Annotated in this window: 24 protein-coding genes; 8 read left to right on the top strand and 16 right to left on the bottom strand. The window is 59.6% G+C overall.

The features are described 5' to 3' along the window. Nucleotides 1–166: 166 nt before the first annotated feature. Entirely contained in the window at nucleotides 167–1,048 is an 882-nt protein-coding gene (locus tag K3M67_RS20045) for a DUF4365 domain-containing protein (RefSeq protein ID WP_285833158.1), read from the bottom strand. Between the two features lie 667 nt (nucleotides 1,049–1,715). On the opposite strand from K3M67_RS20045, the gene K3M67_RS20040 reads away from it, so the two are divergent. Both K3M67_RS20040 and K3M67_RS20035 read left to right on the top strand, forming a co-directional pair. After that, a complete protein-coding gene (locus K3M67_RS20040; RefSeq protein WP_247230379.1) occupies nucleotides 1,716–2,621 on the top strand; it encodes a tyrosine-type recombinase/integrase in 906 nt (301 codons plus the stop codon). A gap of 4 nt (nucleotides 2,622–2,625) precedes the next feature. After that, the gene (locus K3M67_RS20035; RefSeq protein WP_285833157.1) at nucleotides 2,626–3,819 is read left to right on the top strand and encodes an IS91 family transposase; all 1,194 of its coding nucleotides are present in this window, start codon (nucleotides 2,626–2,628) and stop codon (nucleotides 3,817–3,819) included. A gap of 600 nt (nucleotides 3,820–4,419) precedes the next feature. Here K3M67_RS20035 and K3M67_RS21965 read toward each other — a convergent pair. The 5 genes from K3M67_RS21965 to K3M67_RS20010 form a co-directional block, all read right to left on the bottom strand. After that, nucleotides 4,420–4,947: a GNAT family N-acetyltransferase gene (locus tag K3M67_RS21965; protein ID WP_353051184.1), complete on the bottom strand. Its 528-nt coding sequence runs from the start codon at nucleotides 4,945–4,947 to the stop codon at nucleotides 4,420–4,422. Between the two features lie 66 nt (nucleotides 4,948–5,013). After that, nucleotides 5,014–6,012, bottom strand: coding sequence for a dipeptide epimerase (locus K3M67_RS20025; protein WP_285833155.1), 999 nt, complete (start codon nucleotides 6,010–6,012; stop codon nucleotides 5,014–5,016). Beyond that, the gene (locus tag K3M67_RS20020) at nucleotides 6,009–7,319 is read right to left on the bottom strand and encodes an MFS transporter (protein WP_285833154.1); all 1,311 of its coding nucleotides are present in this window, start codon (nucleotides 7,317–7,319) and stop codon (nucleotides 6,009–6,011) included. Before K3M67_RS20020 ends, K3M67_RS20025 begins: the two co-directional genes overlap by 4 nt. Next, the gene (locus K3M67_RS20015) at nucleotides 7,316–8,857 is read right to left on the bottom strand and encodes a serine hydrolase domain-containing protein (protein ID WP_285833153.1); all 1,542 of its coding nucleotides are present in this window, start codon (nucleotides 8,855–8,857) and stop codon (nucleotides 7,316–7,318) included. Before K3M67_RS20015 ends, K3M67_RS20020 begins: the two co-directional genes overlap by 4 nt. A 50-nt stretch (nucleotides 8,858–8,907) precedes the next feature. Beyond that, nucleotides 8,908–11,094 carry a TonB-dependent receptor gene (locus K3M67_RS20010; RefSeq protein ID WP_285833152.1) on the bottom strand — a complete coding sequence of 729 codons (2,187 nt, stop codon included), beginning with the start codon at nucleotides 11,092–11,094 and terminating at the stop codon, nucleotides 8,908–8,910. Between the two features lie 156 nt (nucleotides 11,095–11,250). Between K3M67_RS20010 and K3M67_RS20005 the strand changes: the two genes are divergently transcribed. Next, complete coding sequence (locus tag K3M67_RS20005; RefSeq protein WP_285833151.1) at nucleotides 11,251–11,838, top strand: TetR/AcrR family transcriptional regulator; 588 nt, start codon at nucleotides 11,251–11,253, stop codon at nucleotides 11,836–11,838. Here K3M67_RS20005 and K3M67_RS20000 read toward each other — a convergent pair. The 9 genes from K3M67_RS20000 to K3M67_RS19960 form a co-directional block, all read right to left on the bottom strand. After that, on the bottom strand, nucleotides 11,835–12,389 hold the full coding sequence (locus K3M67_RS20000) for a flavin reductase family protein (RefSeq protein ID WP_502958928.1): 555 nt from the start codon (nucleotides 12,387–12,389) through the stop codon (nucleotides 11,835–11,837). The genes K3M67_RS20005 and K3M67_RS20000 overlap by 4 nt on opposite strands. A 66-nt stretch (nucleotides 12,390–12,455) precedes the next feature. After that, nucleotides 12,456–13,217 (bottom strand): SDR family NAD(P)-dependent oxidoreductase, encoded by a 762-nt coding sequence (locus K3M67_RS19995; RefSeq protein WP_285833149.1) that lies wholly within the window; start codon nucleotides 13,215–13,217, stop codon nucleotides 12,456–12,458. Between the two features lie 286 nt (nucleotides 13,218–13,503). After that, nucleotides 13,504–15,030 carry an IS66 family transposase gene (gene tnpC, locus K3M67_RS19990; protein ID WP_285832882.1) on the bottom strand — a complete coding sequence of 509 codons (1,527 nt, stop codon included), beginning with the start codon at nucleotides 15,028–15,030 and terminating at the stop codon, nucleotides 13,504–13,506. Between the two features lie 154 nt (nucleotides 15,031–15,184). Then, nucleotides 15,185–15,538 (bottom strand): IS66 family insertion sequence element accessory protein TnpB, encoded by a 354-nt coding sequence (gene tnpB / locus K3M67_RS19985; RefSeq protein ID WP_285832203.1) that lies wholly within the window; start codon nucleotides 15,536–15,538, stop codon nucleotides 15,185–15,187. Beyond that, nucleotides 15,535–15,996 (bottom strand): IS66-like element accessory protein TnpA, encoded by a 462-nt coding sequence (gene tnpA, locus K3M67_RS19980; protein ID WP_285832881.1) that lies wholly within the window; start codon nucleotides 15,994–15,996, stop codon nucleotides 15,535–15,537. The genes tnpB and tnpA overlap by 4 nt, the downstream gene beginning before the upstream one ends. 184 nt (nucleotides 15,997–16,180) lie before the next feature. After that, complete coding sequence (locus K3M67_RS19975; protein WP_285833148.1) at nucleotides 16,181–17,077, bottom strand: helix-turn-helix domain-containing protein; 897 nt, start codon at nucleotides 17,075–17,077, stop codon at nucleotides 16,181–16,183. A gap of 240 nt (nucleotides 17,078–17,317) precedes the next feature. Beyond that, on the bottom strand, nucleotides 17,318–18,085 hold the full coding sequence (budC, locus tag K3M67_RS19970; protein ID WP_285833147.1) for a meso-2,3-butanediol dehydrogenase: 768 nt from the start codon (nucleotides 18,083–18,085) through the stop codon (nucleotides 17,318–17,320). 28 nt (nucleotides 18,086–18,113) lie between these two features. Beyond that, a complete protein-coding gene (locus K3M67_RS19965) occupies nucleotides 18,114–18,953 on the bottom strand; it encodes an oxidoreductase (RefSeq protein ID WP_285833146.1) in 840 nt (279 codons plus the stop codon). Nucleotides 18,954–18,975: 22 nt separating this feature from the next. Then, entirely contained in the window at nucleotides 18,976–19,278 is a 303-nt protein-coding gene (locus K3M67_RS19960; protein WP_285833145.1) for a putative quinol monooxygenase, read from the bottom strand. Nucleotides 19,279–19,532: 254 nt separating this feature from the next. Between K3M67_RS19960 and K3M67_RS19955 the strand changes: the two genes are divergently transcribed. From K3M67_RS19955 to K3M67_RS19940, 4 genes are all read left to right on the top strand, one after another. Then, the gene (locus K3M67_RS19955; protein WP_285833144.1) at nucleotides 19,533–20,363 is read left to right on the top strand and encodes an SDR family NAD(P)-dependent oxidoreductase; all 831 of its coding nucleotides are present in this window, start codon (nucleotides 19,533–19,535) and stop codon (nucleotides 20,361–20,363) included. Between the two features lie 25 nt (nucleotides 20,364–20,388). Next, nucleotides 20,389–20,691, top strand: a complete 303-nt coding sequence (locus tag K3M67_RS19950; protein ID WP_285833143.1) for a putative quinol monooxygenase — start codon at nucleotides 20,389–20,391, stop codon at nucleotides 20,689–20,691. A gap of 22 nt (nucleotides 20,692–20,713) precedes the next feature. Then, complete coding sequence (locus K3M67_RS19945; protein WP_285833740.1) at nucleotides 20,714–21,448, top strand: SDR family oxidoreductase; 735 nt, start codon at nucleotides 20,714–20,716, stop codon at nucleotides 21,446–21,448. Nucleotides 21,449–21,511: 63 nt separating this feature from the next. Next, on the top strand, nucleotides 21,512–21,751 hold the full coding sequence (locus K3M67_RS19940; protein ID WP_285833142.1) for an Atu4866 domain-containing protein: 240 nt from the start codon (nucleotides 21,512–21,514) through the stop codon (nucleotides 21,749–21,751). A 10-nt stretch (nucleotides 21,752–21,761) separates the two neighbouring features. Here K3M67_RS19940 and K3M67_RS19935 read toward each other — a convergent pair whose 3' ends face one another. Beyond that, on the bottom strand, nucleotides 21,762–22,673 hold the full coding sequence (locus tag K3M67_RS19935; RefSeq protein WP_285833141.1) for a LysR family transcriptional regulator: 912 nt from the start codon (nucleotides 22,671–22,673) through the stop codon (nucleotides 21,762–21,764). Nucleotides 22,674–22,974: 301 nt separating this feature from the next. Here K3M67_RS19935 and K3M67_RS19930 point away from each other — a divergent pair, with 301 nt between their 5' ends. Continuing rightward, nucleotides 22,975–23,286: a hypothetical protein gene (locus K3M67_RS19930; protein ID WP_285833140.1), complete on the top strand. Its 312-nt coding sequence runs from the start codon at nucleotides 22,975–22,977 to the stop codon at nucleotides 23,284–23,286. Nucleotide 23,287 lies beyond the last annotated feature (1 nt).

Here is a 23,287-nt window from a genome sequence, read left to right as displayed (position 1 = left end):
GTAGCATAGGGTTTGAGATGCCCTGGCATCTGCGGATTTGATATCCTCACAACAGCTATAGTCGGCTCCAAGTATGTTCGTCCAAGTTGCGAGGCGGTCTTTGCAGACCGACCCAAGATGCTTATCGGCCATGATGAGGCAAGGTCGAAGGGACGCGAGTTAGACCTTAGGATCCGTAAAAGTCATCTTCATCGCGATCATCTCGGATTTGCATGATCTCGCGTTCGGGCTTGAAGGGGGGGAGTTCGGCCTTGTAATAATCTTCAAGCGACAGCATGGCAGCGCCTACATCAGACAAGGAAACCTGCAGAACGTGCATAGCAACTTCGTAGGCGCCTTCTTCCTCGCTAATGTACTGGTAAAGTTTCCATTCGAGCCATGGGAAAAAGACAGCCATGTAGTAGTCAATTGAGTATCCCGGCATCCATGCTTGGACCTCCATCCCGACCTCGCCATCCGGATCCTCCCCGAAAACGATAGACGTACCGCGATAATTCAGCGTTTTATTGACCCAGTCCTCAATGGCCATGAAGCCTATTTCATGCTCCGCAAATTCCTGAATTAAGGGCAAATCCAGTGCGAGCCTGAAACGCTTCTGGCTCGCCAGGTCCGAGGCAACGCCGGCGTGAATGAAATGCTCATGCTCAGCATCAAGGGTCTGGTCGGCCGGGATAGCAATAGCCCATCGGCCACCTGTGCCCTCTTCGATCAGGTGCCGTTCGATGCGCTGCCACAGCGTCAATCCGGTTTCAGGATTATGGAGGATGAGAAAGACTGGAAGCGAGTGATTAGCCCAATATTCACGGTGCCGTTCTTCACCGTAAAAAACAAAATCATTGCCTCGCTTGCGAAAATATGAGGCTCCAGATTTGATTTGCAGTGCGATCAGTTTCCCGCTTGCCGTGTTATCGCGGCTTATTTTCTCGGCCTGAGCATCGATGCCGTAGTCACTTGTAGGCTGCTCCCGAAAGGCCCAATTCAACTTTGTGAAAATCCCGGCAACGGCATGAATGCCCGCGCGGTCAGTCTGATCTGTCGTCTTTGTCATTTTGAGTCTCCGCAGGTTTATTCAGAATAGATGAATCGATCACCCGCGAAGGAAATTGTCCATCTGCCTAAGACGGCTTTTGAACTTTGAGGTGCCCCCGGCAGCCGGTTAGATCCCAGAAACGTGATCAACGCATAAATACGTCCCAGACCGCTTCGTTCTGTGGGAATCCAGAATGCGCCTTGGCCTGGGTAGCGAGCGCCGCCGGGATTTCCGTTTAGTTGCGATCGCAGAGTTTTAGCGCGAGGCTGCGCCAAACGGAACGGCTCATTTACACTGAGCAGATCGGTGTCAAACGTCGACTTTTCTCGGTCTCTTTGCAAGAAACCTGCCTGTCTTCCAACGCCAGAGCCTCACGTTCAGTACAGCAAGGGGATCCAGCCCTCGGATGTCGGGTTCTGGCAAAGCTGGACGTTCGAATTGCTTCGCCGGAACGTCGGGAATGTCCCACTTGCCGCCTACCGATGTCGACCCATTCTTGCCGTTTAGCTGGAAAATTTCGATGCCCAGCTGCGGTCCGTCCGCTTTCTCGGCAGGTCGCGACCACAGCACGAACCCGCTCCGCGGGAGGGTCGCTTGGGGTGACGTAGCGTAGTATTGGTGAGGCTTTCGGTGGGGCGGCGTCGCCCGCCGACGGTGGAGTTCCTTCAACGGAGAGGAACTTACCATGGATGCTATCACGACCGCTGCCCCGACCCATTCGCTGCGTGAGCGGATGCTGCAGGACATGACGATGCGTGGCTTCGGGGCGCACACGCAGAATGACTATATCCGACATGTCCGGAACTTCGCCGCGTTTCTCGGCCGCCCCCCGGACACGGCCACGGTGGAAGACCTTCGGCGTTTTCAGGTTGACCAGCACGAGCGCGCCGTTGGTCCAGCTACGATCAATGGCGCGGTATCGGCACTGCGGTTCCTCTTCGGGATAACCCTCAGGCGGCCGGAGATGGCCCTAGCGCTGGTCGTCGTTCGCTTCACACCCAAACTGCGGGTGGTTTTGAGCGTCGAGGAGACAGCGCGGCTGCTCGAGGCTGCGCCAGGCATCAAGTACAAGGCGGCCCTCAGCGTGGCCTATGGCGCGGGCCTGCGGGTTTCGGAGGTTGCCCACCTCAAGGTCGATGACATCGACAGCACCCGGATGATGATCCGCGTCGAGCAGGGCAAGGGACGCAAGGACCGCAACGCCATGCTCTCACCGCACCTGCTGGACTTGCTCCGTCAATGGTGGCGCGAAGGCAAGCGGCGCGGAGTGATGCTACCTCATGGCTGGCTGTTCCCCGGCCGCAGCGGCACAGATCCGGTCTCGGCTCGCCAGTTGCACCGCGTCGTGCAGGAAGCGGCCGAGCGCGCCGAGATCCACAAGCGGGTAAGCCCGCATACATTGCGCCACTCGTTTGCCACTCACCTGCTCGAGCAAGGCGTCGATATCCGGGTCATCCAGGTGCTGCTGGGACACGTGAACATCAACACGACCGGCATCTATACCCAGGTCTCGAGCAAGACGATGCGGGCGGTGGCCAGCCCGCTCGACCAGATCGTGGCCGTGATGGAAGGCAGGGCACCTCCCGGTTGAGCCGGTGCGCACCTCACTCGAGGTCGCCGATATCTTCCGGAGCAGCGGGCCGGCCTATCGCGCGGCCCATGCCGGGCATCTCAGCCTCGGCCAGCTCAAGGTCATGACGGCCATCGAGAACTGCCGCACCGCCGCGCTGGGCGGTCACGTCGAGGCCTGCGACGACTGCGGGCACTGGCGGGTCGCCTACAACTCGTGTCGCAACCGGCACTGCCCCAAGTGCCAAGGCGCCGCCGCGCGCACCTGGCTGGCCGCGCGCGAGGCCGACCTGTTGCCGGTTGGCTACTTCCACGTCGTGTTCACCCTGCCTAACGAGGTCGCAGACATCGCCTTCCAGAACAAGGCGGTGGTCTATGACCTGCTGTTCCGCGCAGCCGCGGACACGATGCTGATCATCGCCGCCGATCCCAGGCACCTTGGCGCGCGGATCGGCATCACCGCCGTGCTGCACACCTGGGGATCGGCACTGACCCACCATCCGCACGTGCACATGATCGTGCCTGGCGGTGGCATCGCGCGCGACGGCACGCGCTGGATCTCGTCGCGCCCCGCATTCCTGCTGCCGGTGCGTGTGCTTGGCGCCTTGTTCCGCCGTCTGTTCCTCACTCGCCTGTTGGCATTGTTCGATGCCGGCAAGCTGGTCTTCTTCAGCACCTTGGCTGGCCTCGAGATACGCAAGGCCTTCCTGCGGCATCTCTCGCCGATCCGGAAGAAGCGCTGGGTGGTCTATGCCAAGCCGCCCTTCGCCGGGCCGCAGGCGGTACTGGCCTATCTCTCGCGCTACACGCACCGGGTTGCCATCTCGAACCGGCGGCTCCTCGGCTTCGACGAGACCGGCGTGACGTTCCGCTACAAGGACTATCGCCGCCCTGCTGCTGAACGCCAGCAGGTCATGACGCTGGCGACCGACGAGTTCGTCCGCCGCTTCCTGATCCACGTTCTGCCGCGCGGCTTCCACCGCATCCGGCATTACGGCCTGCTCGCCAGTTCGACCCACAACGACACCATGGCGCTGGCCCGCAGCCTGCTGGGCGTTGCTGTACCGGTCGAGGAGCCCGAACCCGACGAACCTCCCGACCATCGCCCACCATGCCCATGTTGCGGCGGGCACATGACCATCATCGAGGCCTTCGCCCGCTGGTGCCAGCCCCGCGCGCCACCATCATCGGCATCGCCAATCCGGGGGAATGCGCCATGATGCGGCATGGCTCAGACTGCACGACGGTCACGCCCATGGCGGCCTGGCCGATGACCCAGTGTATGCCCATTCCGCAATCGAGCCCAGCGCAGGGCACACCGACCAGCAAAACCGCCACCGTCGGCACTCTGACGCCGCACAAAGTCACGTTGATCCGGCCAGAACCAACACTTCCGGATCGGCATCGCTTACCCGTCCAAACCACCCCTAAGCCGCTTTACCCATAGACCAGCGCATGGGGCCCGCGGGTTCCTGCACTGGAGGCTTTCGTACGCAAGCGCCCGAAACCCTTCACAGACCCAGTCGTTTAGAGGTGGCAACGCGAATGTCTGCTCACCTCGAAACCCGCCATTTAAGTAGCCAACAGTACCAAACCCACCGTTAGATGAATTTCTAAAAGCCGGAAGACCTGTGATTAGCTGGGCTCGGCGCTATTCAATGCGTCAAGCTGTTGGCAAGCCGCCCGTCAAATTATCGGTAGTAGCTGCTGACAATAGAGAATTCCCAGCCTCAATCAAGATGCTCCGCAGTCATCTTGATAAATTCCGAAGATCGAACCTCTCCCAATCCAAGCGAACGAGCAACAAGGTGGCGATGCAATTAGCGCTTGAACCGCTGGTACTTCGTAACGATGGCTCCGCGATACTTAGCGCACTCATACCCTTGAAAGTTGAAGCATGCCGCCAACCTTATCGAAGCCGAATTTCCTGCGTCGATGATGCATACAGTTCGCCCTTCCGGTCGGACAGTGTCGAACCAGTTGAACAGAGCGCGCATTGCCTCACGTCCATATCCGAGACCCTGGGCCTTCCCAGCAAACAACCAAGCCGCCTCAGGGCTTACGTCAAAATCGGCCCCCAAACCTCTCTGGAAATCGGCCAGCCCAACCTCGCCGATCATCGAGCCGCTGCCGCGTTCGAAGACGGCAAACATGCCATACCCCAAAAGGCTCCAGTGGCCTGCGTAGCGTTGAAGCCGATGCCACGCATCTTCCCGAGATGCGGGAAGACCGCGAATGAATTCTCCGACGAGAGGGTCCCGGTACAGGCTAAACTGCTCATCGAGATCGCCGACATTGTGCGGGCGCAAAAGGAGACGGTCTGTCGTGATACCGGGGTGTTGTTCCACAATCTCTAATCATCGTCCTGAGTGAAAGGAAAGGAAGTAGAAAACGGTCTGCTGATCGGACGTATTCTAGCTTGCACTGCCCCAAAGGCTAAGGGGAAGCTCGATCCGCCCGTCGCGATAGCGAACCGACGGGGTAAGGTCCGATCGGATGAAGCTGGGTCCATCCAAATCGACAAAGTCGCAATATTGCCCGAGAATGTAAGCCGGGGCAGCCGCGAGGCTCGATCCCGCCATGTTTCCGACCATCGTGCGAAGCCCAAGAACGCGGGCGCGTTCCCGAAGCTCGAGCGCCTCGGTGAGACCGCCACATTTGTCCAGCTTGATATTCGCCACCTGGAAGCGTCCCACCAGTTGATCGACCTCCTGGATATCCAGCAGGCTCTCGTCGGCTGCAAGGGGGATCCCAAGGCGGATAAACTCCAGCCCCGCTTCCTTCCCGCGCGGGACCGGCTGCTCTACCAGTTTCACTTTGGCCTCGTGTAGAACCGGCGCGAGATCGGATAAGCGGTCTACGCTATAGCCCTGGTTTGCATCGACCATGAACCAGGCATCCGGACGGCGGTTATGCACCAGCCTGATCCTTTCGGAATCAGCCTGGAGATTACCGTCGAGCTTGAGCTTGATAGCCCGCGCATCGGCATAGGAATCGAGTTGCTCCAGCATATGGGCGGGGTCATCGGCCGACAGCGTAAAGGTCGTGAGAAGGGACTGGATGTCTCTCAACCCCGCCCGCCTCCATGCCGTTATCCCTGACGTTGCAGCCTCGATGTCCCACAAAGCGGCATCCAGGGCATTTCGCGCGCCGCCGGCAGGAAGGTGCGCGCGCAATGAAGCGCGGTCGATCCCGTCACTTAACAGAGGTCTTGCCTGCTCAAGCTGGGCGCAGATATTCTCTACCGTGTCCCCGGTGTAATAGACACCGCTGGCCTCGCCCCTGCCAACAGCCACCCCGTCGGTCAGCTGCAGGCGGACTGCCGGGATGCCTTCGAATATGTGCCCGGCGATCCGCAGCGGCTTTTTGAACGGCATGGGATCAACGGAATATGTGAACGTCAGGGGCTTCATGCCGTCACCGCTACAGTCCCGCCAAGCTTGGCGCCGCGCATGGCGATCCCAAAGAACAGCGCGCTCAGGATGGCTCCAGGAACACAGATGCCCGCGATTGCGAGACCTAGTTTGGCTTCGCCGCCTAGCGCGGAGCTGAGCAAGGCAATTGCGGTGGGCGCGGTTGCTGCGCCGAACACCGCCGAAACGAAGACGTTGGCGCCCAGGGCAAGGCCACGAATTTCATTAGGCACGTTCAAGGTGATCGCGATCACACCGACGGTGGCATTGAATGCTCCCACCAGCATGCTGCCGGCCAGAAGGATCCCAAAAGTGACGATGGTCGGGGCAACACCGAAGAGAGACAAGGGCGCTGTGAGAATGGCCGCAGCGATCGCCGGCAGAAGCACGCCGGCGCGACCAGCACGCCTACGCCCAAATTCTGCGAGCTGTCCGCCTAGCAATGCTCCCACAATGCCGCCGGCGAAAGTCACCGCGCTCAACCAGCCTGCGAACTGGCCGGGAGTCTGATGATAGCTCCGGATCAGGACCGGGGTCGCCCAGACTGCAGCCGCCTGGAAGGTCATCGTGCTGAACAGCATCGCGGCCAGCAAAGGCCCCAGGAATGATCGGTGCTGCCACAGTTCCAACAGGGCCGTCTTCAAATTTCTGCTGCGCTGCTCCTGCTCCTGCCGTGCTGGTTCGGAGATAAGGCCTGTTCCCAGAAGAAGCGGGAGAGCAAGTGCGGCGGCCGCAAGATAAAGGGTTCTCCAAGGCACCAGGCCTCCCATCAAATCGGGTCTTCCGGCGTGCAACTGGGTGAGCGCATCAAAGATCAGGCCACCCGCCAATATGCCGAATGCCTGCCCGCTTGCTTGACCTACCGCAAAGAGGCTTGTTGCCACCGAGCGCCGCTCAGGGGGATAAAGGTCCGAAATGATGGACAGGGCGGAAGGGATCAGCAGGGCATACACAAACCCCAGGGCAATCCGGCTTAACATCAGTGTGGTAACCGAGCCAGCCAGCGCCGTCGCCCCCATCGAGACCATCCAGATGATGAGGCCCAGCTTGAGCAGGGTAACCCGATTGGCCCGATCGATCGCACGGCCGAGGGGGAGCGAAGCCAACCCAAACGCCAAGCCGAATGCGGTGCCCTGAAGCAGCCCGATCTCGACATCTGTAAGCGCCATATCATGCTTCATCGGCTCGATGAGCAAGGTGGTGAGTGTCACGTCCATGGAAAGGAAAAAGCCAAGGACGCTGAGAACCACGATGGCCAGGCGAGCCGCCCTGTGTGGCGGGTATGACGCGGCGGGACTGTTCGTCATGAAAGGTCCTGTCGAGCAAAGTGCAGCCGAACCGTGCGTCCGGTGGTCAGAAGGAAGCCATCCTCGACGATCTCCAGCGTCCCCCCGGTTGATCCGGGCTCAGGCGGAGTGATCTTCCAAAGTTTGGGGCCAAGCGGGTGCAAATGATAATGTGTTCCCCCCGCCGGTCCTCTGAGATCGACCCGCCAGGACGATTGGTCGTCCTCATAGATGTTGGCCGACAATCCCGCCGACCGTGCAACGAAAATTCCTTGCAAAGCTGAAGGGTCGCCTGCTGCGGAAGCATGGACCAGGCTCAAGCGATCCGTATGTCCGAATTCCACGGCCTCAAGTCCCGGAGCGCCGCCGTCATCGACGAGCCGCAGGCGCAGGTCGCTGGGAAGTATTGCGATACTCATCGTCCCATCCGCAAGGCGCTTGGCAGGAAGCGTCATGCCTGCAACCGAAATGGCCTGCTGATCACCGATACCGACCAGTGAATAGACTTGCCCCGTCGCCGATGAATAGAACGTGCCGTCGTGCACTTGGCCCCCCACATCTTCTTCGAGCGGAGGAAGGTCGGGAATACACCGGTCGATGATGGCGTCGACCAGACCATAAAGGTCGAGTGCGCTGCGGCCGTTCGTCATGATGATGATGTCGAGATCATGCTCAAGGACCTTGAGCATCTGGCTCGAACCACCAATGACCCCGCCGGCATGATGCACCGTCGCCAGCCCACGATGCGCGGTCATGTTGAGGCCAAGTCCATAACCATGCGTCGTCAACGGGGTGCGCATCTCCTGCCAGGTCTCTTGGGTGCCCACGATCGGGTCGCTCATATGATTGAGCCACCGCAGCATGTCATCGACGGTCGAAACGATGCCCCCTTCGCCGCCGATCGGGGCGCCGAACACCCCCCGGCTCCAGCCCCCATCAGGGCGCGGAAGGTGCAGAGTTGCGCTATTGGGCAAGAGTGCTGTGTCGAGCGGGCGCAGGAGGGTGTCGTGCATGCCAAGCGGCTGAAGGATGCGCGCCTGCAGGAAATCGGCGAAACCTTGGCCGCTCAAACGCTCGATGATCTCGGTGAGCAGCACGTACCCGCCGTTGTTATAGTTCCAGATATGACCGGCAGGCGCATTGACGCTATCGAGCCCGGCGAGCAGCTTGAGCTGAAAGTCGCCGGAGACGGCAATGCCGGGCCCGGCAGATTGCAGGAGCAAATCCAGACTGTCGCGCATCCCGCTGGTGTGCGCCATCAGCTGGCGAACAGTCATTGGCGCGGCCCATTCCGGGAGTTCCGGAAGATAGGTTCGAGGGGACGCATCCAGGTCGAGCTTGCCTTCTTCGCAAAGAAGCATGGCCGCCAGAACGCAGAAATGCTTGCTGGTGGATCCTATGCGCATGCGAATGGATGGAGAGAGCGCCACGGGCAGTTCAATGCTCGCCATGCCAAAGCCGCGTCGATACCCTGGTTTGCCGCCTAGAGCGACGCCAACCGCGAAACCGGGCGCATCGGTGCGATCGAAGGGTGCGAACAGCGCATCGAGCGCTGCCACATCGATATGTGCAGAGTGCGGAATGGGATTTCTCCTGAAGCTTGGAGTGCTCAGAAATGGGAGTTGAGGCTGATGCCTATCGTCCTGGGTTGCATCATGGTCACCTGCGCGGGACCGCCGGCGGACGACAGGACGGTCGCTGCTGACAGCTGGGCACGCTCATCTGTTATATTGCGCGCGAAAAGCTGAACCTCGAAGCGTCCGACGTCCAACCCGGCGCGCAGATCGATCGCCACATAGTCGGGAAGCTCATACTGGGGCACACCCAGATTCCCGTCGAACGACGCGGACCGATCAGAAACAAAACGCAGGGTGGATCCGAGGCGTGGACGAAGCTTCATACCTGCCGGAGCCCGGTAGTCGGCATTGAGCGTCGCCGTGTAGCGGGGGACATTGGGGAGGCGATCCCCTTTGACAGCGCCAAGGTCCACGCTGTCCTCGGACAACCTGGCATGCTGGTATGCGAATGCGCCCGCGACCGTGAATTGCGGTGAGGGACGGGCGGTCAATGTAAGTTCGCCGCCGGTTATCTTGGCACCGCCGGCGTTAGCGATCACTGAAACCCCGCCTGCGGCGGTAGTGACCTGGATGTCCTTCCAGTTGATATGGTAAGCTGAGAGGTCGATGCCGAAGGTCCGGTCGGCCGTTTCAGCCTTGAACCCGGCTTCGTAGCTGTCGAGGGAATCAGAGGCAAAGAGCGCCGGGGCAAGCGGTGTTCCCGTGACCGGATCATTGACGACATAATTTGGCCCGCCGGGCCTATAGCCGGTGGCAAACCGCAGATATGCAGTGGTGTTCGGGCTGAACTTGTAGCGCGCGTTGGCGAGATAGGTGACGACGTCATCTTTCGACCGAACCTGCGGTGTCGAGCCAATCAACAGGCCGCTGCCGATCTGTTCGAACTTCTGGCGATTTTCTGCCCACCTGATCCCCCCCGACAGGTCGAACCGATCGGTGAGGTGCACAGTCAGATTTCCGAAAGCGGCAATTTCCTCATAGGTGCTTGGAATGGAGACGTCGGCCAAAGATATGGGGGAAACCACCCCTTCGTCTTCATAGGGCACGATGACCTGCGCATTGCCGGACTTCTCGTGCGTGTAGAAACCACCGATCATCCAATTCAAAAGCTTCTCGCCAGTGGATGCGAGGCGAACCTCCTGCGTGAATTTCTTGGTAGTCCGGCGCTGATCGACCGCAACCGCTTCAAAGGGCAGACTAAAGGAGGCGAGGACCGGGATGTAGAGCGCCGAGCCGTCCTGACGGTAGCTGTTGTGGATTGTCTGATAGCTGCTGATCGACGTCAGGGACGCCGGCCCCAGATCATAGTTGATGATTCCGCTCACGAGGCGAAAGCGCTGATCGAAGGGTTCATCGACGAGTCGGCGCTGGTCGAGTGAACCATCAACCGGCTTCCCGGCAAGCGTGAAGTCAGCCGAGGCCCCGCCGCCCCTGTGGATGTTCTGGAGAAAGCCCGAGAGCCGAACCGTTAGATCTTCGGTTGGCGTGAACTGGAGGTCGGCCCGCCCGCCATAGACCCTGGACCTGTTCACATCGTCCCTCCCGGCGGCGAGGTTGTCGATGAAGCCGCCGTCATGGGAGTAGTAGCCACTGGCGCGCAGCCCGACTTTGCTGGGGACAATCGGAAGGTTCACACCTGCCGAGCCGCTGTAGCTTGTCCCTCCCCTGTGCGTGTCTGAAAGACTGGCATTGGCAGAGCCACTGAAATCACCCGCGTCCGGTTCAATCGTAACATATTTAAGCAGACCGCCCATCGTGCTGGCGCCGTAGAGCGTACCCTGTGGCCCACGAAGAACCTCGATGCGTTGCATATCGAACAGACCCGCATCAAGCGCGAGAGACGAAGCATTGGCGAAGGCGCTGCTGGACCCGAAGGGTACGTCGTCCACATAAATGCCGACCGTGGGACCGATGTCGTTGCCCGCTGTCACGCCGCGAAGTGTCAGCTGTGTCTGCCCCGGGCCTGCCGTCGAGAATGTGAGAGCTGGCACGGCATTGGCAAAGTCGCGGAACTGCACGGCATTGAGGCGGCTGAGGTCGGCAGCCGATATCGCAGTCACGGATTGCGGTGCATCCAGCAGGCGTTCGCTACGCTTTTGCGCGGTAACGACGATCTGGGATCCGTCTGAACCTTCATCCTGAGCTTGTGCCGGATGCGTGAGAAAACCAAGGAGGCCCGTGATAGCGGCCGTGGTCGTCAGTAGTCGGGCATTGCGCATGGGAACCCCCTGTCCTATCGATGCCCTTTCGCATCAATAGAAAGAGAACGTTCCGTCTTTTTGGATTCGTGTCAAGAGATTGTCATTGAGGTTTTGACGGAATAAAGAACAAGTGTACTTTTTGAGGATCTTATGCCAAAGCGTGATGCCCAGCATATGAGCGCCCAGCGCGAGCGCATCCTTCGTGGAACGATCGCGTGCATCTCGCGCAAGGGGGTTGAGGGCATGTCCCTCGCCGACATCCGAAAGGAATGCGCGCTCAGCACCGGTGCGATCTACACCCATTTCAGCAACAAGGAGGAGATCGTTGCCGAGGCGCTTCGCTATGGTCTCGTCTCGGGCAGCAGCTTTCCGGAGGATTGGCTGTCGTTCAAACGGATGATCGTCAATCTTGATGACCAGCTGGGTTTCGACATCGCCACTGTGGTGAAAACCCGGCTTCATCTGCGCGCTGAATGTGCCAACCCTGGCCGATTACACGATCTTTATAAGCCCATCCTGGAAGAGGCGCTGGAAACGCTCTGTGCATTGCTGACGCAGCTGGAAGCCAAAGGTGAGATCACTCTCAAGGCGCCGGCCCGGCAGACTGCCTTGGCGATAAGCAGCTTCATCGATGGCATGCTCTGGACAGCATTGGCAATGGATCGTCCGCTGTCGGCTTTGACGCCGGAACTGGCTGCAGGAATCGACAACTTCGTTGAGCCGAAGAAAGCTGCCGCCGCCGCGCCGCATGTGAACGACTAAAGGTTCTCTGGTCGAAAGCGCTCAGTGAAAGCAAGTTCTTCGCCTGCGACCATGAAGGTGCCGTTGCCGCGATAATGGAGCGTTCTTGGCGCCTCCACATCGGCAACATGGGCTTTCACGACCTCCCAGATGAAGAAACCGTAGTTGGAGACCATGGCATCGTCGTAGAGTCGGCATTCGAAGCTCGCATAGCAATCATCCAAGAGGGGAGCGGCAACAACCTCACCGCGCCGCTGGGTCAGGCCCGTCGCCTCGAACTTGTCGCCGTCACACGCATGCCGGTTTCCGATTTCCACTACCTGGTCGGCGATTTCCGCCGTCGGCACGTTGATGACACATTCTCCCGCCCTGCGGATCAGTTCTCTGCTTTCATTACCTTCCCAGATGTAGCAGCCAACCAGGGCAGGCGAGAATTGCAGCATGGTGTGCCAGCCCAATGTCATGATGTTGGAACGGGAACCGTGATGCGAGGTGATCAGGACAATGGGGCCAGTCTCAAGGTGCTGGCGCACCGCGTGCAGCGGGAAGTCTCGTTTCGAATACGTCACGATAGAATTCCTGTTCTTTAGCGGTAAGACAGGCGGATGGGGCATTCTGGCACCATCCGCCTGACAGACTTAGCCGATGGCGACGCTCATCCCGCCGTCAGCCATAACCACGGAACCGACGATGAAGCTCGCTCGATCGGAAGCAAGAAACGCCACGATCTCCGCGATTTCCTTCGGATCGGCAGCACGGCCGATTGGCGCATTCTGCCCATGCTCAGCCAGGAATTCACGGCCGTCATCGCGGAAATGATTGAGCAGGTTGGTCACAACGTCGCCCACGCCGATCGCGTTGACGCGGATGTTGTGCTCGATCGCTTCCAGCGCCTGGGTCCGGGTCATCTGGGCAATGGCCCCCTTCGAGGCGGTGTAGGCCGCGATTCCCGGGAAAGCGAAGTAAGACGCATAGGAAGCGATGTTCACAATCGCGCCCGAACCATTCTTCATCATCGCCTTCTGGGCTTCGCGCGAATGCAGGAAGGCACCCGTGACGTTCGTCTGCATCTGCCATTCCCACTCTTCGCGGGAAAGATCGACCAGGTTCTTGTAAAGAATGCGGCCTGCGTTGTTGACGAGGATGTCGAGCTTGCCGAACGTATCGACCGCAAGCGACACTGCCTGCTCGGCAACACCATCGACGGTGATGTCGGCCACCAGGGCAACAAGGCTGTCGCGTTCAAGATCCTTCACGGCGGGGTCGATATCTTCTGCAACGACCTTGGCGCCGCGCGAATGCAGCAGTTCCGCGATTGCACGGCCGATACCGCTGGCTGCACCCGTGACGATGGCAACCTTGCCCTCAACTTCATTCACAGTGGTCACGATGTTGGTCATGATTAAACTCCATCCGGGATCGCAGGGATTATGCCGGATTTGACGATCCCTTGATCAATCCGGCTCCGTCAGAAGACGTGAACTGGATATGTCACCTGGCGCCCGCTGCTTCTCTCGGAGCCTTGCGAAAACTGTCGTAGTTTTGCTTAAATATAGATGCGCCTCATCGAATTGGCCGATGGAGCCGCCCTCGATCCCTGCGGATCAGATGCACGCCTCTTGCGCCCAAGCGTAAGCGGTCAAAATCCCCCACATGACCTTGAGAGCGGGGCTGTAATTTGAACGATCAGGCGGCGCTTGCGATGCTGCTGAGTTCGAACGAGGTGTTCGCGGCGTTGGTATTGGTCCAGCAGTAGGGCAACAGATCGTCGATCGGATCGGTATCCGCGCGGGTGATGATCCGGGTAAGGACATCGCAGAGATAGGCGTAGGGGTTGATGTCCAGCATCTTGCAGGTTTCGACCAGCGAGGAGATCGCTGCCCAGTTTTCAGCGCCGAGTTGGTGGCCGGTGAAGAGTGCATTTTTTCTTTGGAGAGTCACCGGCCTGACGGCCCGTTCGGCGGCGTTATTGTCGATCTCGATCCTGCCGTCGTCGAGGAACCGGGTAAAGCCCGCCCAGCGCTTGAGCGCATATTTCATCGCATCGCTCGTTGCCGATCCAGCCATCATGCGCGGTGCGGTGGCGGCGAACCAGGCATGGAGCTTGTCGACCAGTGGACGGGTTTGCTCCTGCCTGACGGCAAGGCGTTCATCGGCCGTGCGCCCCCGGATTTCCTTCTCGATGCGATAGATTTCGGCAATGCGCTGCAAGGCGTCCTGCGCGACCGGGGCATCGCTGCCTGCATCGACGAAGCCGCGTCGCAGGTGAGCCCAACAAAAGGACTTCGTGACGCCGGCGTCGGCGCCATCGTCCTTGCCGAACTGGTCATAAGCCTGCCAGGCATCGACCTGTAGGATGCCCTGGTATGACCCCAGCAACTGCCTGGCCCACATTTTTCCGCGTCCCGGCATATAGGTATAGAGCGCCAGAGGCGGATCCACGCCGCCATGAGCGCGATCGTCGCACACTATGACCCACATGTAGCCGGTTTTCGTCTTGCCCGTTCCCGGCGCCAGCACCTTGACCGTAGTTTCGTCGACGAACAGGCGGGCACGGGCAAGCGCATCGGCGCGCATCCTGTCGGTGATGGGCATCAGCGCAGCGATGCCACGACCAACCCAGTTCGCCATAGTGGCGCGGCTGATCTCGATGCCTTGCCGGGCGAAGATCTTCGATTGCCGATAGAGCGGCAGGTGATCGCAATATTTATTGATCAGAACATCGGCGATCAGCGCTTCGGTCGGCAAGCCGCCCGGCACTACATGCGCCGGGGCCGACGCCTGGCGAACGCCGTCGCTGCAGCAGCGGCAGGCATAGCGGGGTCGGATCGTCACCATCACACGATGCTGGGCCGGGATGATGTCGAGCCTTTCGGACCGGTCCTCACCGATCTTGTGTAGCGCCCCGCCACAGGCACATTCCAGGCTTTCGGGCTCGATCACTGTCTCGAAGCGCGGCAGATGCGCTGGCAGTGATGCGCGCTCGGCATCCGGAGCCCGTCGACGACGCGGCCTGAGGCCATAACGTTCGGCCTCCTCGGCGGCCTTGTCCTGCAAGCCATCGGCTTCGCCAAGGGCGACGCCCTGATCTTCCAGCGTCAATGCCAGTTGATCGACCGGGAGCTTTTCCGAACGCTTGCCGAAGGTCGAGCGGTTGATCAGCTTGAGGATATGTTCGAGCCGCGCCGCGCGAGCGCGCTCGGCCAGCACCATCGCCTTGAGCTGCTCCACATTATCGGGAAGCTCGTCATATCCAACCTCCGGGCTGGTCTCGAGAGGGGGTTCGGGATGCGCCGCCACGCCCGTATTCTAGCCGGTTTCGCACGGCTGGGAACACCCCTGCGCCAGACAGAATCAGGTGTGCGATCTACTGTGCATGAAGTGGTTTTGGCACGCGCGGCACATGCATGCGCGACCAGTCCAGCCCCTCGAACAACGCCGAAGCCTGGGCCGCCGACAGCTTCATCACGCCGTCTCCCGGTCGGGGCCAGCGGAACTTCCCATCCTGCAACCGCTTCGTCACGAGTACGAGCCCGGTGCCATCCCATAGCAGGAGTTTTATCCTGTCTGCTCGGCGTGCCCGGAAGACAAAAAGCATGCCAGAGAATGGGTCGAGCTGCAGTTCCTGCTGCACCAGTGATGCGAGGCCTACCATGCCCTTCCTGAAGTCCACAGGTTGCGTCGCGACAAGCACCTTCAACGGCCCGGGCGGGATGATCATGTGGTCACCCGCGCGGCCAGAAGCACCCGCTCGATATGGTCGGCATCGACGTGCGACGGGATGCGGATCGACAGCCCGCGGGTCTCGATGACGATCTCACCGCCACTCCTCGGGCTCGCGGGCAACGATGGCACTGCAGGCGCCGGTGGCCCAGAAGATAGCGACGGTACGGGAGGTGCCGGCGGGCCTTCGATCACTGCGGGAACAAAGCCCATCCCCTCGGCCCGCTCTCGGAAACGCCCTCGCCAGTTATAAAGCTGTTGCGGGAGCATGCCATGACGCCGCGCCACTTCGGCCACATTCGCTCCCTGCTTGAAACTCTCCTCTATGATCCGCGCCTTCGCCGCCGGCGTCCATCCACGGTTGCCATTCGACAAGGGAATGACATCAAGACGCTCGGCCTTGCCTGCCCTCCCACCCCTTTCAGTTTCGAAATTGGTTTCGAAATCACCACTCATCGCCACCTCGCATATGCAAGGCTCAACACCTACCAAATCGCCAAATCATGAAAATGTGGGGGATTTTGACCGCTTACGCCTCTTGCGCCCAAGCGTAGGTCCGCGAGACTGGGAATGGCAGTTGGCCATATGGTGCCGGGAAATGATGCATTTTGAAGCGGGTGTGCAGAGGTGGCCGGGGGAGCTAGGCTTGCCGATACGAGCGAGGTGAAACCCCGGTCTCTTTCCGAAAGACCTGCGCGAAGTGGCTCGGGCTTGAATAGCCGACCTCCATTCCGATCGAGATGATGGCTTGATCGGTTTCCCTAAGAAGCTGCCTGGCGCGCCCGACCCTCAATCGGATGAAATATTGCGAGGGTGCAAGGCCAGTAGCCAGCTTGAATTGGCGACTGAAGTGGGCGATGCTCATGCCCGCAACGTCAGCGTAGCGGGCAAGGTCGAACTCTTCACTGAGAGACTGTTCCATAAGCTCAGTAACGCGTCTCAGACGGTAGGCCGGCAGCGCGTTACGCCGCGTGGTGTTGTCTCTTGTTTCGTCACGATAGTGCTGCACAAGACGAATCGCGAGTGCTTGCGCAACGCTTTCCAGATATAATGGACTTGGTTCTGAGGCTTCGCCGATCTCTTCTTCAATCAAGTCGATGAAGCGGCCGATTTGCTCGTCGCGGGCTCCAGAAACCTCAGACAAAAGGGGGCGCTTTTTAGTTCCGAGCACATCGGCCCCAGCCTGCTCCATCAAAGGCAAACCAAGATAAAGGTGCATCACTTCGAAAGTGCCGTCATCAAGTGAACTCCACCGTAGCTCGTAAGGAGCATCAGAGTCTGTGATGAAAAAGTCGCCGGCGGCCACATGAGCAGAGGTCCATTCTCCCCCCAATTCCCGCTCCTCAACAACCGCCGATCCTTTCAGTATCCAGACTATGAGGGGCTCTGCGACTGCGGGTACGAGAAACTCGTCCTGCTCCCGTTCCCGCACAAAAATCTGCGCGATCACCGATCGCATGAAGCGATCACTGCCGTTCGCGACAAGGCGTCCTCGAATATGCTTGTCCAGCGTTTCAGCCGCCGTTCGCTCAGTCATGCCCTAATCATCCTCGCGCCTTTTTTCGAAAGGGACTGCCGATGCCGTTCTGGGAATTCGGCAACGGAGGCTTCTTTCAAGGCAATGAGCATAACGCGCACCGCAGCATTGGTAAAAGCAAGGGCGCGCCATCCTTCTGACGTTTTCCAGACCAGGAACTCGAAGCAATCGGCTGCCGTATGAACGATACTGCTCAACGGGCGAAAGAAAACGGAGGAGCAGTGCTCCTCCGTTTCCGCTTCATTTACCCCATTCAGGTCCGCCGTCAGTGCAAGTCTGCCCGCCATCGACGGCCAAGGTTGCGCCTGTGATCCACAAGGCTTCGTCACTGGCAAGGAAGGCAACGGCGGCGGCGACTTCCTCGGGCGTCCCGGCCCTGCGCAGCGGGATGCGCTCCCAGGCCTTCTCGAGGAGGGCTTCATCATCCATGATTTCGTCGACCATGCCCGTGATGGTCAAACCGGGGCAGACAGTATTGGCGCGCACCCCGAACTTGCCATTATCACAGGCCAGCGAGCGGGTCAGGTTTGCAACCGCAGCTTTTGCTGCGTTGTAGCCTGCATGGCTCCATCCCCCTCCCAGCGACGAGACCGAACCAATGTTGATGATAACGCCTTTCGAATCCCGAAGATGCGGAAGGGCAGCTCTGGCGGTATAGAACACACTGTCCAGATCGGAACCCATGCAACGACGCCAGTCTTCGTCACTGGTTTCGTCGACCGTCCCCACCAGGTTCATGCCTGCCGCGTTGACCAGCACATCCAGGCGGCCGAACGTGTCGTGCGCAAATCGTATGAGGCTGTCGCACTCGGACCGATTGGAAACGTCGGCCGCAAAACCTACCACTTGCCCCCTGGGCATACCGGCTATCGCGGTGTCGAGGCGTTCTTGGTTGCGGCCAGAGATCAATACCTTTGCACCCTCCGTCGCGAGACGAAGAGCAATCGCTGCGCCGATGCCGGATCCACCACCCGTGACAACGGCGACCTTGTCATCAAATCGAGCCATTTAAGGTCTCCTTCAAAACGGAATTGTGTCAGGACGAAGGGAAATCGGCCCCCCGTGCAACCCCTTCCCAGGCGGTAAACTCGGCTTTCATTTGGTCGACCTTTTCATAGGCGACTTCGACCGCCTCATTTCCGAGCAGGAGCCTGTGGGGAGGCGCTTCATGCGTGACGGCTTTCAGGATCGCAGCCGCTGCGCGCGCGGGATCGCCGGCCTGTTTGCCGACTGACTGGTGATAAGCTTCTCTTGCTGCTCCCGCAGTAGGCGCATAATCGTCGATGGTCTGTGTGACCTCCGATGATCCGCCAGCCCACTCTGTTCGAAAGCCGCTCGGCTCTACCGTCATAACGGAAATGCCAAGCGGTTCGACCTCGCGCCGCAGAGTTTCGGAAAGGCCTTCAAGAGCAAACTTGCTGGCACTGTAATATCCGACTGCGGTAAAGCCGGCCAAGCCGCCAATGGACGTCAGATTGACGATGAAGCCGCTGCGCCTCTGACGCATAGAGGGCAGCACAGCGTGGATCATATTGGCTGATCCGAAGAAATTCACGTCCATCAGGTTCCGCGCTGCTTTCTCCTCAGTCTCTTCGACGGCGCCGAAATAGCCGATGCCGGCATTATTCATTAGCACGTCGATCCGCCCGAAATGGTCCAGACCGGCTTTGACAGCTTTATCGCATTGCACGCGATCGGTGACATCGAGCGGGAGGATCAGAGCATCGCCGCGATCCGCTAGATCATCGACCGACTTCGTTTTGCGAGCCGTGACAATGACGCTGTGGCCTTGGTCGAGCAAATGTTCGGCAAGCGCGCGGCCAAAGCCGGTCGAGCAGCCGGTAACCAGCCACACAAGCTTTGATTGTTCAGTCATATAGGGTCTCCTACGAATGAAGTCAGGGGGCTGACGAGCGCGGAACGAAGGATCGAATTTCCACATCCCGCTCGCAAAGCTCGGGCACCAACGGCATGAAGTCCGCGATATACGGTGCATTCATGTGGGCCTCGAAGTCGGCGGGTGTGCGCCAGTCCTCGTGAATGAACCAGTTCTGAGGATCATCCTCGGACTGGTAGATTTCATAACGGATGCAACCTGGCTCCCGCCGTGTTGGCTCAACCAGAGCCAAGAGACGTTCGCCAAGCTCATCAACCGCGCCCTCCTTCGCCCGGAAGAAGGCTGCATTGGTGAGTTGGGTCATCGTACCTTTCCTTCTGATCAGGCAAATTGCCCGACACAAGAATGTCAAAAAGGAACGTTCGGTTTCTATCTGAATTGCCAACAAGGCTTTTTAGGAGGAACCGCATAATCGGGCTCATCCGATCGTGTGAATATCGCATTTGTGTGGCGCAGCTAACAAGCACGTTTGGCAAGTGGGTGATTATTCAACACCATGCAGCCGCCTAGATCGTGTGCAGCAAAGCGGCTGATGCCGCAGCCTTTATGGAGGTTTGAATGGCTCACAAAACCTGGCTCATTACTGGCATTTCGCGAGGCTTGGGTCTCGCGCTCGCCACTGCCGCACTGGACCGCGGCGATGTGGTCGTCGGCACGACCCGCGATGGCCGCTCGCCCCCTATGGCCTCCTCCGATCGCCTCCACGTGCTTCCCTTGGTGATGGGCGATTTGACCCGGGTAGAGCAGGCATTCAGCGAGGCTGCCGCGCTCGCCGGCCCGATTGATGTCCTCGTCAACAACGCAGGATTTGGGCTGCTGGGCTCGATCGAAACTGCAGCGCAGTCGGAGATCGACCAGATTTTCAACGTCAATGTGTATGCGCCACTTGCCTTAATTCGAGGGGCTCTTCCCCTCATGAGGGCACGGACCCGCGGCCATATCATCAACATCTCGTCGGTTGCCGCGATCGCCCCGGCTCCAGGGTCGGGGATCTACTCCGCCACAAAGGCTGCGCTTTCGGCCGTGTCAGTCAGCCTCGCCCAGGAGGTTGCGCCGATGGGCATCTGGGTCACCAACGTGTCACCCGGATCTTTCCGGACCGAGTTCCTTTCCGAACAATCGGTTCGGCGCACGGAGCGGAACGTCGATGATTATGCGGCAACAAGCGGCAGGGCTGTCACCGGGCTCCTGAACAAGGATGGCAAGCAAATCGGCGATCCTCGAAAAGCCGCAGAGGCCATTCTTGCCGCCGTCGATGCCGATGAGCCGCCGCTTGATCTCGTCCTGGGATCCGACGCCATCGCACGCACGCGGGCGCGCCTCGATCGGTTCGAGGACGACCTGCGTCAGTGGGACGACGTTTCCACCTCCACGGATTTTGCAAACTGATTTGCCCTTAGAAAGGAGAAACTCAATGTCGGAACATACCAATCTTGCGCAAATGAGAGCGAAGCCCGGACAGAGCGAGGCCTTGGGCGCTGCCCTTCAGAACCTCGTTGCTCCATCACGCGATGAACCCGGATGCATCATCTATCAGGTGCACCAGAGCACTGAGGATCCCACTCTCTGGATGGTCTACGAAGTGTGGCGTTCCGTCGATGATCTCGCCCACCACTTCACCCTTCCTCACATGCAGGCCTTTGTCGCCAGCGTGCCCGAACTGGTCGACGGCGATCTCGACCTTAAGTCCTTCAGTCGCGTCGGTCCGACGGCCTGATCCAGAGACAGGAGTTTATGACATGCACAATGTTGCGGGAAAAATCGTCCTGATCACCGGCGCCAGCAGCGGCATTGGCGAGGCAACGGCGCGCCTTTTGGCCGAAAATGGCGCCAGCGTGGTCCTTGGTGCGCGCCGAACCGATCGGTTGGAGAAACTCGTCGGGGAGATCAGGGCTGCTGGCGGCGCGGCACAGGCGATCGAGCTGGATGTCACCGACCGCGCCAGCGCCGAAAACTTCGCCAGGACCGCTCTCGACACGCACGGTCGCATCGATGTGATCGTCAATAACGCCGGCGTCATGCCGCTGTCCCCGATGGCCTCCCTGAAGGTCGATGAGTGGGACCGCATGGTCGACGTCAACATCAAGGGCGTGCTGTACGGCATTGCGGCCGTGCTTCCAGCCATGAACGCGCAAGGGTCGGGCCATATCATCAATGTCGCTTCGATCGGTGGGCTGACAGTCACACCAACTGCTGCCGTGTACTGTGCCACCAAATTCGCGGTGCGTGCGATCTCCGAAGGCCTGCGCCAAGAGAATGACAAGATCCGCGTCACGATCGTTTCGCCCGGCGTGGTGGAATCCGAGTTGGCCGACAGCATCTCCGACAAAAAGGGTCGCGAGGAGATGAAGGCTTTTCGCGCAATAGCGCTCAAGCCGGAAGCGATTGCCCGCTCCATCCAGTTCGCCATTTCGCAGCCGGATGACGTCGACACGACGGAGATGGTCGTGCGGCCCACGGCAGCGCCCTATTGAACCGGCAGGTGGGCGGGTTAAACCCCGCCCGCCAGGCTACAAACCGGATCCACGTGAGGCATAATGACGCAGCAACACAAATATGTCGGAATGTGGGTGACGAAAGACGGTTACATCCGCCACGAGCTTCTACCCAATGGCCGCTATGACGAAGCCCGTGGCAAGAAAAAGAGCGCCTACCAGGGCCGATACGAGGTCTCCGGCGATCATATCGATTATTGGGATGACACCGGGTTTACCGCTGATGGCGATTTCAAGGATGACGTCCTCTACCATGCGGGCATGATCCTTTATCGGGAATAGGGTCCAGGGCTTACTCCCTCGCCTTCATGCGTATGAAATCGATGAAAGCGCGCAGCGCCGGGGCCATCTGGCGCTGCTTGGGGTAGCAAAGGAAGTAGCCCGGATAATAGGCGCAATAAGGCGCCAGCATCGGGACGAGCTCGCCGCTGGCGACAAGATCGTCCGCTTCCCGGTTCGTCGCAAAGGCGATCCCCACATGATCGAGACAGGCGCGCATCATCATCGCCCGATCGGTGGCGATCAATGAGCCGCTGACAGCCAGCTCGAACCACTCGCCGTCGCGATTGAACTCCCAGTTGTAGGGAAGAGGCCGTCCGGCCCAGCGCCAGCGAATGCAATTATGGCCGAGCAGGTCCTCGGGTTTTTCAGGCATCGTGCGCCCTTCGAGGTAGCGGGCCGTTGCGACAGGGAACTGGCGCAATTCCCCGCCGAGCTGCACGGCAACCATATCCCGTTCGACAACTTCTCCTGGCCTCAGAGCGATATCCCAACCGCCCGCCACTATGTCCACGGTGGCATCGTCGACCGTAACATCAAGGAGAATCTCCGGGTATTTCTCGTAGAATTCGCCCAGAATAGGCTCGATATGGGCGCTCGCGGCGACCCGAGCGGCATGTACTCTTACCGTACCGGCAGCGCTGTCGCGGAAATGCGATGCGTTCGCCAGAGCGGCCGCAATCTCATCCATCGCCGGGCGGAGGCGCTGCAGGAGCGCATCGCCGGCAGGCGTCAGGGCAACGCTTCGGGTCGTCCGGTTGAAAAGCCGAAGCGATAGACGTTCCTCCAGGTTTCGGATCGTCTGACTCAGTGAGGACGGGGTAATCCCGAGCTGTTCAGCGGCTCGTGAGAAGCTGGCATGTTCGGCTACGGAAACGAAGGCGCGAAGTTGCGCAAACTCGCTGCCCTGAACCGTCGGTGTCATCGTGTACCTCACTCAGCTTTCCGTGACATTATGCTGGCTGCACGAATAAACCAAGCGACTTGGGGCAGCTTTATACGGGTCAGAAGATGTAAACTGGCGGCGATGCGCCATCACATTTTGGGGTCTGGCTAACAAAGCTGTGTCTCCATGCTGGGATTAATCGAGCATCTCGACCCGCTAAACTGCTTCTCAGTCATCACCATCGAGGCACGGTCTTATGCAATCCCACGCCCAGATACCTTGGCCCGCTGCGTCTCTGAGCTCAGACCCGGTGCAGCCACTTTCGCGCCTGGAGCGGCAGGTGGTGCTGCTTTCGCTGGACGACCCTCGTTCCAGCCTTCGGCAGCCTTCAAAGTGGGAAGCGCGATGGAGAAAGCTCTTCGGCATCCAGACTGCAAATCCGTTGGCCGATCCTCGCCTTGAAGCGCTGCGCCGCTTCGCGGTGTTGATGCGCATCGATGGATATTCCATGCCTCAGCAGGAGTACGGCAAATTGACCGAGGCGGGCTTCGATGAACTGATAGCAGATGAGATCTACTTGTTGACCTCACCGCGTCCGCCCATCGCAACCCCGCCTCTGGTCGCTGACCGATGCCTTTCAATAGCTGTCTGAT

Source organism: Sphingobium sp. V4 (assembly GCF_029590555.1).
In the GTDB taxonomy this organism is placed as follows: Bacteria; Pseudomonadota; Alphaproteobacteria; order Sphingomonadales; family Sphingomonadaceae; genus Sphingobium.
The sequence above is the reverse complement of the archived record's forward strand: the minus strand, read 5'-3'. Positions and strand labels throughout refer to the sequence as shown.